General features: G+C 59.9%; 16 protein-coding genes and 2 pseudogenes. 8 read left to right on the top strand and 10 right to left on the bottom strand.

Annotated features, from left to right (window positions below; translation table 11 throughout):
• Positions 1-86 precede the first annotated feature (86 nt).
• The 4 genes and pseudogenes from F6X42_RS33230 (at position 87) to F6X42_RS33215 (ending at position 3,035) form a co-directional block, all read left to right on the top strand.
• Positions 87-494 (top strand): surface-adhesin E family protein, encoded by a 408-nt coding sequence (locus F6X42_RS33230; RefSeq protein WP_187638238.1) that lies wholly within the window; start codon positions 87-89, stop codon positions 492-494.
• Positions 495-570: 76 nt separating this feature from the next.
• Positions 571-1,776, top strand: a complete 1,206-nt coding sequence (locus F6X42_RS33225; RefSeq protein ID WP_187638237.1) for an MFS transporter — start codon at positions 571-573, stop codon at positions 1,774-1,776.
• Positions 1,777-1,802: 26 nt separating this feature from the next.
• Positions 1,803-2,405, top strand: a complete 603-nt coding sequence (locus tag F6X42_RS33220) for a phosphatase PAP2 family protein (protein ID WP_187638236.1) — start codon at positions 1,803-1,805, stop codon at positions 2,403-2,405.
• A 7-nt stretch (positions 2,406-2,412) separates the two neighbouring features.
• Positions 2,413-3,035, top strand: a pseudogene (locus F6X42_RS33215) (HAD-IB family hydrolase).
• Between the two features lie 268 nt (positions 3,036-3,303).
• Here F6X42_RS33215 and F6X42_RS33210 read toward each other — a convergent pair.
• Positions 3,304-3,855, bottom strand: a pseudogene (locus F6X42_RS33210) (NHL repeat-containing protein); the annotation flags it as partial.
• On the opposite strand from F6X42_RS33210, the gene F6X42_RS46050 reads away from it, so the two are divergent.
• Positions 3,782-4,129, top strand: a complete 348-nt coding sequence (locus F6X42_RS46050) for a tyrosine-type recombinase/integrase (protein WP_376776486.1) — start codon at positions 3,782-3,784, stop codon at positions 4,127-4,129. The pseudogene F6X42_RS33210 and the gene F6X42_RS46050 overlap by 74 nt on opposite strands.
• Before the next feature lie 80 nt (positions 4,130-4,209).
• Here F6X42_RS46050 and F6X42_RS33205 read toward each other — a convergent pair whose 3' ends face one another.
• Together F6X42_RS33205 and F6X42_RS33200 are read right to left on the bottom strand one after the other, a co-directional pair.
• Complete coding sequence (locus F6X42_RS33205; protein WP_187638234.1) at positions 4,210-5,484, bottom strand: MFS transporter; 1,275 nt, start codon at positions 5,482-5,484, stop codon at positions 4,210-4,212.
• A gap of 4 nt (positions 5,485-5,488) precedes the next feature.
• Positions 5,489-6,232, bottom strand: coding sequence for an MBL fold metallo-hydrolase (locus tag F6X42_RS33200; RefSeq protein ID WP_187638233.1), 744 nt, complete (start codon positions 6,230-6,232; stop codon positions 5,489-5,491).
• A gap of 72 nt (positions 6,233-6,304) precedes the next feature.
• On the opposite strand from F6X42_RS33200, the gene F6X42_RS33195 reads away from it, so the two are divergent.
• From F6X42_RS33195 to F6X42_RS33185, 3 genes are all read left to right on the top strand, one after another.
• Positions 6,305-6,979 carry an ArsR/SmtB family transcription factor gene (locus F6X42_RS33195; RefSeq protein ID WP_187638232.1) on the top strand — a complete coding sequence of 225 codons (675 nt, stop codon included), beginning with the start codon at positions 6,305-6,307 and terminating at the stop codon, positions 6,977-6,979.
• Between the two features lie 407 nt (positions 6,980-7,386).
• The gene (locus F6X42_RS33190) at positions 7,387-7,692 is read left to right on the top strand and encodes a hypothetical protein (protein ID WP_187638231.1); all 306 of its coding nucleotides are present in this window, start codon (positions 7,387-7,389) and stop codon (positions 7,690-7,692) included.
• A gap of 473 nt (positions 7,693-8,165) precedes the next feature.
• A complete protein-coding gene (locus F6X42_RS33185; protein WP_187638230.1) occupies positions 8,166-8,597 on the top strand; it encodes a hypothetical protein in 432 nt (143 codons plus the stop codon).
• A gap of 74 nt (positions 8,598-8,671) precedes the next feature.
• Here the strand turns inward: F6X42_RS33185 and F6X42_RS33180 are convergent, their stop codons facing one another.
• The 7 genes from F6X42_RS33180 to F6X42_RS33150 form a co-directional block, all read right to left on the bottom strand.
• A complete protein-coding gene (locus tag F6X42_RS33180) occupies positions 8,672-9,043 on the bottom strand; it encodes a hypothetical protein (RefSeq protein ID WP_187638229.1) in 372 nt (123 codons plus the stop codon).
• Between the two features lie 40 nt (positions 9,044-9,083).
• The gene (locus F6X42_RS33175; protein WP_187638228.1) at positions 9,084-9,548 is read right to left on the bottom strand and encodes a hypothetical protein; all 465 of its coding nucleotides are present in this window, start codon (positions 9,546-9,548) and stop codon (positions 9,084-9,086) included.
• 6 nt (positions 9,549-9,554) lie between these two features.
• Positions 9,555-9,752: a hypothetical protein gene (locus F6X42_RS33170; RefSeq protein WP_187638227.1), complete on the bottom strand. Its 198-nt coding sequence runs from the start codon at positions 9,750-9,752 to the stop codon at positions 9,555-9,557.
• Between the two features lie 492 nt (positions 9,753-10,244).
• Complete coding sequence (locus F6X42_RS33165; RefSeq protein ID WP_187638226.1) at positions 10,245-10,877, bottom strand: hypothetical protein; 633 nt, start codon at positions 10,875-10,877, stop codon at positions 10,245-10,247.
• Positions 10,878-11,057: 180 nt separating this feature from the next.
• Positions 11,058-11,246, bottom strand: a complete 189-nt coding sequence (locus F6X42_RS33160) for a hypothetical protein (protein ID WP_187638225.1) — start codon at positions 11,244-11,246, stop codon at positions 11,058-11,060.
• Between the two features lie 232 nt (positions 11,247-11,478).
• Positions 11,479-12,387, bottom strand: coding sequence for a hypothetical protein (locus F6X42_RS33155; protein WP_187638224.1), 909 nt, complete (start codon positions 12,385-12,387; stop codon positions 11,479-11,481).
• A gap of 38 nt (positions 12,388-12,425) precedes the next feature.
• Complete coding sequence (locus F6X42_RS33150; RefSeq protein WP_187638223.1) at positions 12,426-12,650, bottom strand: hypothetical protein; 225 nt, start codon at positions 12,648-12,650, stop codon at positions 12,426-12,428.
• Positions 12,651-12,810: the final 160 nt, after the last annotated feature.

Raw genomic sequence — 12,810 nt, 5'->3', positions numbered from 1 at the left:
TGCAAACGATCATGACGCAATATACTGCGCGGCGGGCATGGACGGCTGCCACAACGGAAGCCGGGAAGTTGCCGGATACGCGACGGGTGCGACTGGTGCTCGCCGCTGCCCTGGTCGCGGCCTCATTCGGCGCGGCGGCAGGCCCCGGGTGGGTGCGGGTCGCCTCGAGCCCCGACGTGCAGGTCTTCGTGGATGCCGGATCGCTGGCGAAAGATTCGCGTGGATTCGTCAGTGTCTGGACGAAAACGCTCTATGCGGTGCCGCAGACCGCGGCTGGGATACAGTATGCGGCCGACATGACGCGCTTTGTGCTGGATTGTGCCAGCGCGCGCTATGGCCTCGCCGGCGGCAAATTTCTTGACGCCCACGGTAATGTGCTTCGTCAGTTCGGCGAACCGGCTGGCGAACTTCAGCCGATTCCCGTGGCAACGAAAATTGACGCCATCGCGAAGGCTATCTGCACTGCGGGCGGCGATACCACGCGAGGCAAATAGTGCGCCGCCGCTTGGCGTCCTCGGCAGGAGCGGCGAAGACGCGTCGCGATCAGACTACCTCTACCCATGACAACCTATGACCCCTGACACATCTTCCGTCACGAGGATCACGATTCCGCGCACGGTCTGGGCGCTCGGCTTCGTGAGCCTCTTTATGGACCTGTCGTCCGAACTCGTACACGCGTTGCTGCCGATTTTCCTCGTGACGACGATGGGCATGAGCGTGACCGCGCTCGGTGTGCTCGAAGGCGCGGCCGAAGCGACTGCGATGATCGTCAAGGTCTTCTCCGGGCCAGTCAGCGACTGGCTGGGGCGGCGCAAGGGCTTGTTGCTGCTCGGCTATGGGCTGGCCGCGCTGACAAAGCCGTTGTTCCCGCTCGCGAGCACACCTGCGCTGGTGGCAACGGCCCGCCTGCTCGATCGCGTCGGCAAGGGCATTCGCGGCGCCCCGCGCGATGCGCTGGTGGCCGACGTAGCGCCGCCTGCAATCCGCGGCGCGTGCTTCGGGTTGCGCCAGTCGATGGATACCATTGGCGCCTTTGTCGGGCCGCTACTCGCGATCGGGCTGATGCTCTGGTTCAGCGATCATATTCGCACTGTCCTGTGGTTTGCGGTCGTGCCGGCCTTCATCGCGATCGCCCTGATCGCATTTGGCGTCGACGAACCGGAGCACGCCCCGGCGCAGCGTCGCTTCCGGTTCCCGTTGCACAGGCGCGCACTGCGCGAATTCCCGGCGCGCTACTGGTTCATCGTTGTCATCGGCGCCACCTTCACGCTCGCGCGTTTTAGTGAGGCGTTCCTCGTGCTGCGCGCCCAGCAGACCGGGCTGGATCTCGCGTGGATCCCCGCCGTGATGGTGGTGATGAGTGTCGCCTATTCGGTTTCGGCGTATCCGGTCGGGATACTTTCCGACCACCTGGATCGACGGGTGCTGCTCGCACTCGGTCTCGCGTTGCTGATCGCCGCCGATGTGGTGCTGGGGCTGGGTAAGTCCACTGCCTCCATGTTCATCGGCGTCGCCATGTGGGGTCTGCACATGGGTTTTACGCAGGGCATTGTCGCGGCGATGGTGGCTGAGGCATCACCCGTCACGTTGCGTGGCACCGCATTCGGCGTGTTCAATCTCGCCAGCGGCGTGTGCATGCTGCTCGCGAGCGCACTCGCGGGCTGGCTGTGGGACCACGTTGGCGCGCCGACGACCTTTCTGACAGGCGCGGCGCTCGTCGTCGTGCCGTTATGCCTGTGCTGGTTTGCGCCACGACGGGTCGCACATCGCGCCTGATCAACTATTCACCATGAACCTTTGCAATGACAACACTCGAAGCGTTGAATCAGGCTCTCTTTCTCATGATCAACGGAACGGCGTCGACACCAGCGTGGCAAGTCGGCACGGCGCTGGTGATCGCCGATTACCTGATCTGGCTGATTCCGCTGCTGCTCGTGGGCATATGGCTCTCGGGCGACGAGAGGCAGCGCGGCCTCGCCATCCGTGCGTGCGTTGTAGCGATGCTCGGCGTCGGCGCGAATCAGCTCATCGGAATGGTTTGGCAGCATCCACGGCCATTCATGATCGGGCTCGGCCATACGTTCCTGCCGCACGCGCCGGACTCGTCGTTTCCGAGCGATCACGCCACCGTGTTCGCCGGCGTTGCGTTGACGCTGCTGTTGGGCGGGATGCGACGGCTCGGCGGACTCACGCTTCTGATCGGTACCACAGTGGCGTGGGCGCGCGTGTTTCTGGGCGTGCATTTTCCGCTCGACATGATCGGGGCCGTCGCCGTTGCATGCGTCGCCTACGCGCCGATCGCGCCGCTCTGGCAACTCGGCGGCACACCCGTGACGCACTTGATGGTCGCGTTATACCGCAAACTCCTGGCGCGGCCGATCAGCCTCGGCTGGCTGCGCCCCTGACCGACCGATGCACACCCATCACGTCGTTGCCGCCTTCGACGTCGATGGCACGATCACCACCTCCGACAGCCTGCGTGATTTCATCCGTTATGCGTCGGTACTGGCCGATTGGCTGCCGGAGCGGTACGCGCGGCGCCATGGCTCGCCGGCTTGCTGCTCGGCGTGTGCGACCGGGGTGATGCGAAAGCGCGTTTTCTTGCCGCGACCGTCGGCGGCATGACGGCGTGCGAGCTGGAGGGGGCGGCGCAGGACTACGCCGCTCAAAGACTGCCCGCCCTGATCCGCCCGGAGATGGTCGCGAGAGCCTAGGAACATGAACGCCGCAGCCACCGGCTGGTGCTGGTCAGCGCGTCTCCGTCGCTGTACCTGACGGTTTGGGCCGCCCGCGCGGGTTTCGACGCGGTGCTCGCCACGGAGCTTGAATTCCGGGACGGTCGGTTTGCTGGCCGCCTGGCGTCGCCGAATTGCTGGGGGCCCGAGAAGGTGCGGCGGCTACAGCAATGGTTTGGCAGTGATCAGCCACCTGTGCTGTATGCGTGTGGCGACAGCCGGGGCGACCGGGAAATGCTCGCGCTTGCCGATCACGCGTGGCTGCGTGGCGACGGCGCATTGCCCCTGATCGATGCGTAGCAGCGCAAAACGCGCGCGGGCTGACCCGCCACCGCTCGCGTATGACCTATATCCATGAAACTGACCACGACGTGCCTTATCACGTAAGCGGCAGCTTTCAGCAGCTTCACGTCATTTTGAGCGTCACGATCACACGTCGGATCCGCGCTGACATTTCTCGATGCGGCATATCCGTCCCATTTTCGCGTAGTTAAACGCGGTTCCGACCTGTGTGAAGCCCGCCAGCGGGCGACCTCATTGCGTGATGCGCAGTGCGCAGATTCACACCTCATTGCCCGGCATTCTCGAACGGCAACTGCCAAACGGTCACGGTGTTCGTATTGTCGTTGACCGCCGCAAAGCGCACGAACTCTTGATGCGGCGGCGTGAACGCCAGTCCGAAGGCACCGTCTGGCGCCGGGTCGATGGAAAGCTGCGCGACGAAGCGGCCTTGCGGCGTGAATTCGACGATTTCGCTCGGCTGCTTCGGATCGCTGTTGACCGCATCGCCATTCGCGACGAACAGATGGCCGTTCGGTCCAAGGGCCATTGCGATCGGACCGCGAAGATGCGCGTTGTCCGCGTAGATCAGCACGCCTTTGCCGCCATCGTGCTGCGAGTTACCCACACCGAAGACGGCGAGGATCGCGTTATCGGCGGTCGACGCGACATAGAGTACGTCGCGTTGCGGATCGTAGGCGAGTCCGGTCGGTCCAACGACCAGCGCCGCCGGATCGCTGCGGAACGCGTATCCGGAGGCGATCTGCGTGCTGCGATTCAGATGCACGCCGTCGTCGTCGACGCTCACGTCGAGACGCACGACCGTCCCGTTGAGCACGTGCCTGGATGATATCGACTGGGCCGACGGCGTCATTCACATCCGTGGGGCCAAGTCTCGTCGCGATCGTGATCTGCCGCTGTTCCGTGACGTCGGCCGCGCATTGCTGGCGTACGTCAAAGGGGAACGTCCTTCGTCGTCGCAGAGGGCGATATTTCTGCAAGCGATTCCGCCGAGGGGGCCACTCTCAGACTCGAGCGCGGTTTCCAAGATCGTCCGGCGAGCCTTGAGTCGTGCCGGCCTCTATCCTTCTCGCGGGGCAGCACCGATCAGCTAATACGAATGACTCAAAAGCAACCGGAAGCGGCCATCAATCGCTCCCGTCGGCCTCTCACTTTTGTCTGCCCCCACGCGGTATCAGAGCGTGCGAGTCGCCGCAGAATTCTTCAATGATGGTTCTCGCATGGCGATCGCGACGACAACGCCCGACATGAACGTGACGACGGCGATTGCCAGAATGGCATCGGCAAAACCAAAGCGATCAGCGATGACGCCCGCCGAAAGCGCGCCAATCGCGTAACCGAGGTCTCGCCAGAACCGGTATACGCTAAGTGATCGAGCCCGCCAGCTCGGCTCTGAGGCGTCCGATACTGCTGCAATCAGGCTCGGGTAGACCATCGCGGTGCCGAGGCCGAGCAACACGCTCGCAACCAGCCACCACCAGAACTGCCCGGTGAGCGCAGTCAGCAAGAGTCCGGCGGCCTGAACCCACATGCCGATGACGATAAGGCCCTTGCGGCCCCACCTGTCGCTCAACGGGCCGGTGACAACCTGACAGACGCCCCACACAATCGGATAAATAGCCTTGAGGATACCTATCTGTTTGACGCCGAGTCCGAGTCCCCTGAAAAACAATGGGAAAATGCCCCAGCTCATGCCGTCGTTGAGGTTGTTGATCAATCCGGCCTGCGACGCCGCGAACAGATTGCGGTCCCTGATGGTGGTCAGCAGGAAAACATCGCGGAACGAGAGTGACGACGCTTCCCTGGGCTTGCCCGCGACCTCAAGCCGAACATGTTCGCGCGTATCGTGCACCACAAGGACCGACAGCATCAGGCCGGCTGCCGCATAGAAGATCCCCAGGTAGATCGGGATAGGTCGAAGGCCGTACCGGCTCGCCAGATAGCCAGTGAGAAACGCGGTCACGCCAACTGCGAAATAGCCTGCAAACTCGTTAAGGCCGACCGCAAGTCCGCGCCCTTTCGGGCCAACCAGATCTACTTTCATGAGCACGGTCATGGACCATGCAAAGCCCTGACTGGCGCCAAGCAGGACGTTGGCCCCGACCACCCACTCCCAGTGTGGCGCGGCAATGATCATGAAGGGTACGGGAAGCGCAAGCAGCCAGCCGACGACCAGCACACGCTTGCGGCCCCACGTGTCGGCTAACTGTCCCGAAACTAGGTTGGCGAGGGCTTTGACCACCCCGAAGCTGACGATGAAGGAGGTAATGAGCGTCGCAGACTCGAGGTGGAATTCTTTCGCGCCGATCAGAGGCACGACCGTCCGCTCGATACCGACCATGCCTCCCACGAATGCATTGACCAGCACGAGCAATGAGAACTGCCGCCAGTTTTCCTTGAGCCCTAGCCGAACTGAGAGCCGGGCAGACGAAACGGCTGTCTCTCTCATCACGCTATGCTCCAGCGGCGCTGCGGCCGGAATTGACCGCACGCAGGCGGGCTGCTTCAGGCGGTGGCGGCGGTACATCGTCTAGCATGAAGCGGATGAATTCTTCCTCGCTCTCGATGCCGAACGCCCGGTTGTGCCGCTTCTCGAAGCCTAGTGTCGAGGTCGGGTTCGCGCTAAGACTGCGGCCGCAGGCCGAACCCGCGTAGGCACCGGGCAAGACTTCCAGGTAGTCAGGAAGCGCCCTGAGCTTTTGCACGCTGCGGAAAAGGTCTTTCGCGCCCTCTGCCGCGCTCACGGCCAGTTCAGTTCGGCCGAGGTCGCCGATCATGAGTGTGTGACCGGTTACGACCAGCCACGGCTCATCAGCGCGCGTGCGGTCTGTCACAAGCAGACAGATATGCTCGGGTGTATGACCGGGCGTGTGGAGCACCTTGAGGACGACATTGCCGAGCGGGATCTCGTCGCCGTCATCAACGCCTTTGAAGGGCACTGCAATGTCGGCCTTCGCCGAAAGCACATATTCAGCGCCCGCCGCATCGGCGACGGCCCGCCCGGTAGAGACGTGATCGGCATGCACATGCGTGTCGATCACGTAGCTGATCTTCATCATCCCCGTGGCCTCGGCCGCTTGCAGATAGATGCCGGGCTCGGCCACCGGATCGATCACAACGCCCGTCGCCTTGCCGCCGCAGCCCAGGAGGTACGAAATCCCAACGGGATCGGAATGGAGGAATTGCCTTACGATCATTAGATTGCACCTCACTGGTGGGGGGTGATAACATTCAATCATTATCGAGAATGATTTACCAATGAAGGTGGAGTGTCAAGCGTGGGACCGAAGCAAGCGATCTTTGAGCGCCTCGCAGAGATAGCGCAGGCATTCGGCCATCCAGGCCGGCTTGAGCTACTGGAGCACCTCGCGCAGCGCGAACGGTCCGTTGAGGATCTGACCGCGCTGTCGGGCATGAGCTTCGCGAACACCTCGCGCCATCTGCAAATCCTTCGGCGAGCGCGCCTGGTGGACACCGAGCGACGAGGCAAGCACATCGTGTATCGCCTTGCTGGCGACAATGAGATTGTCGGTCTGATGAAGTCCCTTGGCCGGATCGGCGAGCGAAACCTTGCTGAAGTCAACCAGACGCTGAACGACTACTTCCATTCGCGAGATTCGATGGAAGCCGTGTCACGAGAGGAGTTGACCCGGCGTCTTGCCGATGGCCTAGTCACGGTGCTGGATGTGCGGCCGCAGGATGAGTTTGCCGAGGGTCATCTGCCCGGGGCCTGCAACATCCCACTGGCCGAGCTGGAACGTCGCCTGGGCGAGCTGCCGACCGACACTGAGATCGTCGCGTACTGTCGAGGGCCCTACTGCGTGCTGGCCTTCGAGGCTGTCGCCGCATTGCGGGCAAAAGGCTTCAAGGCGATGCGTCTCGAGGATGGATTCCCCGAATGGAAGGCGGCCGGTCTCGCCGTCGAGACTGCGGCCGCCGTCTAGCGTCAGGCCATAGGCTGTTTCAGTTCAGGAACCAGTTTCCCCCCGCATCCTCCAGACCTGCGGACAGTTCCACCATACCGCCAACGATCTCACGCCGCGGCCGTTCTTCAGGAGTCACACCGTGGTGAGTCGTGCCGATGGGCGTCATGACCAGGCCGCGTCCGCCGCTCTGAGGCGTTAAGCGGCCCTTTCCGTGCAGCTTGCCACTGTCTGAAACTGGCCGGGTCTTGCCTGTTGGGTATCCGCAGGACACGGCCCGCTTCGAGTCAGTCCCGACTCGCAAAATCACACCTCCGATACAAGACGATCATCTCGGCGGAGTGGTAACGTCGCGTCGACAGAAACCCGCATGTAAGGTCGCTGTGCAACACTTTGATGTCACCCTATCGTCGACGCAGGTGAATGCGATGGATCAGCCACCTATTGTCATTACCCCCATCCTTTGCGCCGACTCGGCGGTGTGGTTTTCCGCATATGGGTTCGGCTGGGGATACCGCGCCTTCGCGCTGCCATTTGAAGTCATTTGCGAAGAGCTTGGCGCTCGCAACGAGACTGTACAGCAGGTGCGACTCGCGTTCGAGTTGAACAAACGCCGAATTCTAAGGAACGTGCAACAATATGCAGCAGCATCTGCAACAACTGGCGAGCGCATAACGCTCTCGGCTGCGGATCTTCGGCGCGTGACGCTCGAACTCGACTACTTCGGAGCGTAAATGCCTCCAGGCTGCGCTTGGCCGCATTGAGCCCGATGACGTGCGGCTCAGGTCCTCGTCGCTCGAATTCTGGAAGCCATCTCAGGCTGTATGACGTATGACCAGCACGTCGCGTCGATGCCTTTCTGTGCCGGCCACGGAACGCGCGCGCCTGCACCGGTACCTCCCGACCAACTCGGTGTCGCCGATTTCTCCGGAAAAGACGGCGGCGAAACGCGCTGGTGTGGCATTCGCTAGCGCCCCCCTTGCCGGCCGGCCCGGCGCAGTCCAAATGACGGCGGTCTTGGTGCGGCGTTGTGGACCCTCACCGTCGAAGTCGAAGAGCAGTCACGAGTTAAATCAAAAAATTCACCGTCATCTTTCGGTGCTTTTCCCTTTTAAATCAACAATTCCACTATACAACCTTTCATTAAAACAACAGCCGGACTAGCAAAAACCCTTTTAAATCAACGAATCCACTATACAACTTTATTTTGTCTCAACACCAGGCGGCTTTTCGGGCGCGGCAGCAGACGGCAGGAAAATCCGTTACTGTAACGAAAAAAATGCATGATGAGCTTGTGCTCGAATGCGAGCGACTGCGCGAAGAACTGGCGCAGGCTCGTCGCGCAGTCGCAAGGCCTCGCCCCGGCCGCGACGCGAGCGAGGGCGTACTGCCTGCTGCGTCAGGGGTGCTGGTCCAGCCGGTGCCGGACACGACGGAACTGGACGAGAGGCAGCTGGTGGTGACGCTTGGCGTGCGCGAGTACTTTTCACTTGAGCGGCTGGCGGTACATTACGGCCTCCCGAAACGCGCACTGGTTGAGCGCCTGCTCTGGTGGGCCGATCACAGCGTCGTGCAATCCTTTGGAGACGATGATGCAGGGTTTAATCGTTACGTAAATCGTCGTAACAAAAAATTGTAAAAAGTAAAGCTGGCAGCTTCGAGCGTCTGGGTGCGGCCGGATTTTTGCCAGCAATGCCGCTGGTTTTCCGTTGTTTAGGCTGCTGATTCCCGATAGACGCTTGAAGCCTCGAAAACTTGGTCCAGCAGCGCCGATGCCATCTTGTGCCGAAACGCCATCGAGAAGCCACGTTCTTCAGGGTAGGCCCTGCGAACACCATCGCAAAGCAACGTTTCTATGTCATCGCTGACCCGATGGGCCTTGAAATTTCCGCCGTGATAGACAAGCGCCAAGTTGTGCGCGCGCATATACCGGACGAACTGAGCAAACTCATCAGGGAAATACTTTTCGATGGCCTCGCGCTCCTCAGCGTGTCGCAAACGCGAGATTTTCGCGTTGATCGCGTCGCGTTGGGCAATCAGCGATTCAAGGCTTTCTTCGTGGTTGTCAATCGTGGCGTTACCCATACCTACTCCTTGCTCGCCGGCCTGACCGGTTTTTCCAGTGTTAGTCGGTCATCTGCAACTTGCGAGAGGTGGGCGCTCTCAGACGCGGTGGAGTCCTCGCAATGCCCCACGCCTGAAGTAGTCCGTCGAACGAAGGGACCGGCGCTGATTTGAGTGCCGGTAGCGATTGGCCCGTCAAGCGGTACTGAACACGTTCGTTGGCGCTCGCGCCTGGCCGCTTGATCCGATCGAACACACCATGACGCACGCCGTACTGGACCGCATCTGACGCGTCACGCGAATTCATCACGCCGTTTGCTGCAATCTGCGCGACCGTAGCCGGTTGGTTTTGACGCAGCCAACGAATCAGCTTCTGCGCGTTGCTATGTGCCTTCATCAATACCCCTTCGAGGATAGCCAACCGGCGAACCACTTTTCCTATCCGCCTCAAATGACCGTGGCTTTGATAGTCAAAGTGCGCTCGGCACGCCCAAATGGCATCGTCACGGGCTTGCCGTTTTGCCATGTTTTCCTATTCCAGCGTCTCTGCGTTGTGATGCGCCTGGGCCGCTTCGAGGCTGTCGAAATTTCCCCGGTGATCGCGGCCTTGCCACAGCATGAAATGCGAGACGCCAGAGACGACGTAACGCCCAATAGTGCAGCCGCTGGCGTCCGACCATCCATCCGGCGAATCCTGCTTCCATTCAGTCTGCGCGGCTATCTCAGGCATAACGTGTTTTCCTACCTGTCAGATTGTCGAATTCTTATCGTGAGCCCCGGCAGCAGTCACGACGTCAACGACGAAGAACCAGTACACGCAACCGAGCACGAAGAGCACAGCGCCGATGACGGAAACGTGCCCTATGAGAATCGTAAAAGCTGTGATGCTCGGGATTATTCCTAGACCGAGCGCAGCCCCGCGATATGCGCTCGTCTTACCTTGTTGAATCACAGTAACTGTGCGGTCAAGAAGAAGATGCCCGACCAGTGCCGGGAGTGAAAGTGACAACAGACAGATCACCAGCTTCCCCCTCCGATTGCCACGGAGTTTGTGATCGACGCGATGAGGGTCGCAGCCACGAAGGCAGTGTAGGCACCGATCATTTTCGACCTAACCGCATGCACTTGAGCAGGCGCCTGCGCCCGAACGCGCTGCCGCACTTCATCAAGATTGCTAGGCCCGGATGCCACCTTCGAGTCGGTTTCGCCTGTCATCGCTTTCCTATGCGTGCCGGGGCAGCGAGACCTTGTTTATTTGTTGCCATTCGAGGTCCGGATATTCACTACCGCCTCTTACAAGCTCTACGAGACTCAATAGTGTCGACGATATCTTCAGGGTTACTTGAGGGTCCGGGTTCATAGTCAACGGCAACCCTGCGCCGTCTCGATAGACGGCCTCGGAAACTGCGCATTGAATGCATAGAAGGGGCCAGAACCAGTCGCTCCCAATTTCCTTGTGGACATCGCCTAGCGGGTCCCTCAGTGCGTTGAAAATATTCATTCCAGCCCACAAGACACGGTATCGCAACAGTACGGCCTCCCATACCGCAGCGGGATTCGCTACGCCGGAGTTGCTGCGAACGCAGTCCGCGAGGTAGGTGTCCGTCGTGGACAGTAGATCAAGATGATGTCTCAGTTCTCCACTTATGCCCAACCAGCCCCGTAGGCCGGTCGGATCAGGATTCGGCGCCGCATCCAATACTAGAACTTGAAAGCGAGCGCAGTCGAAAATCAGCGCCGTGACCTCCTCTCTTACGGCATGTATCGGATCAGGCGCTTTCAGCACAGCAAGGATATTTTCGGCCCAAGCCTTCGCCTGACTATCCTTGAATTCCTGCGTGAAGTCCTTTGTCATTGCGATGTTGTTCGTCCAAAATTGCTGCAAGGCGAGCGAGCCAGTTATAAACGCTTGCGAGTTCTCAAAAACCTTTGACGTGTCTTTGATGGACCGCGGCGTCAGTGCATCACGCTATTTCTTGAACATAGATCCTCAGCTTGGGGCCAATGAGCCGTACGACCACAACCTTCTGTTTTCCTATTCCTGCCGTTGCACCGTGCGACCATCTGCCAGATCCAACGAGTCGCCCACGTCAAGCCGCCTGATCCGCTGGATATGGTCAACAGAAAACCGTTGCTCAGGGTCCAAGAAATACTGCATGGGCCAAACGAACGTACCCGGCGTCGTGTACCGCCCGTCGAACGTCACAATGAATGTTTTGTCCATCTGTCGATCCCGTTTTCGTGTCTATTGTTTGCGCGTGGCGGCATGGATGCACTGGCCGATGGTCGCAAGCTCAGTGGGCGTATATCCCAGCCGTGAAAGCGCATCTCCAGCCGCGCCAATGGCGCGCTGCATAACCTCGGCTTCAACTTCCGACTCTGTGCCCCACCCAAGTCCTGATTCGACAGCACGGCGAGCCCGTAGAGGCGCGCCGCTCTGGAAAGTTGGCGTTTCGTCAGTGCCATCGTTCGCTTTTTCCGATTTCCTGTTCCGCTCGCGCTATGGCTTCTTCCAGTGCCTTTCGTGCGAGTTCACCGTTCTCTGCTAGTGTCTGTCTTAATTGGCCTTGACTGCCGTCCAGCATTCCAAGTTCGTCGCGCAGCGCGACACTTGCCGTGATTGAGGCGTCAGTCAACTTCGGCTGGGACTTCGCCATTACTCGAAGAAAAGCCAGCTGTGCAAGCTGAAGCTCACGGGAACTGGCCGTTTGCTTGGCCGTCCACAGATTGATCTGCCCTTGTTGAAAGCCGATCTGGTTGGCTACGAAATTCCATTTTTCGGGTACTGGCGGCCCTTCAAACAGCATTGAGGTCTGAACTTGCACCCAACGACCGTGCTCTTCAACAGCACGTGTGACCGTCCTGGCATTCGCCTGTAGTTGACCATACACCACCTCAATGGCATTGCGTTTTACGGACAGTTCGAGATTAACCGACAAGAGTCGCTGCAACAATGCGCCAACGGCTGCAACCGATTCAAGACTGCCCACGGCGTTCACTTTCGAGATTGATCCAACGGCTTCTACGAAATTTTGCTGAATGTCAGATCGTAAATTGCTCGGATCGGCCAACGCTCCGAACGAACTCGTCGCGGAATAGACCGCTTCGATTGCTGGAATATATACGTCGCGTTTGAGTTTCATCTTTCGGTCAAGCGCGCTCTCCGAAGCATCATGGGTGAGCTTGCGGGCATTCTCCTCGGCAGTGTGCTGTAGCTGTTCGCGGTGCCGCCGCGACAGCCCAAAATTGGTAACTAGGACTCCGATCACGGTAATTAGAGATCCGACGATACCCGACCAAACAACGTTCGGAACCGCCGCAAGTAGGGACGTCAGTCCGTCCAAGCCTGATGCAACCCAATCCATTTGGCCCCCATTTGAAGCTGCTTTTCTCGTTTTCCCGGCTATTGCGGTACCGCAAAGGCTTTGGCCGCTTGAGTCACCGCAGCCAGAGAAGCGAAGGCAGCCGCAGATCCATTAAGCCTACCGGCAAGCTTCATTGCCTTGTTGACCGCGACATCGTTGTCGAACCCGAGATCAACGACGCCGACTTTCGCGGACCACGCCCAAAGCACTGCGGAGATCGCCCCGAACGATGCCGTCGCGATATCAAAATACGCCCCTTTCATAACGTCCTGTTCTAATGTGTAATCGCCGGCTACCGCTTGTGATTACCCACTTCTTTCGCGAATCCTGGTAACCTGGCTTGCATCACGATGAACGCGCGAGAAGAATGGCCGGGAGACGACAGGTAGAAGATCGGGCGTGGTTTGAGCAGGAGCTTGAAGG

It is taken from the genome of Paraburkholderia podalyriae (genome assembly GCF_014397785.1).
Classification (GTDB): Bacteria; Pseudomonadota; Gammaproteobacteria; order Burkholderiales; family Burkholderiaceae; genus Paraburkholderia; species Paraburkholderia podalyriae.
The sequence above is the reverse complement of the archived record's forward strand: the minus strand, read 5'-3'. Positions and strand labels throughout refer to the sequence as shown.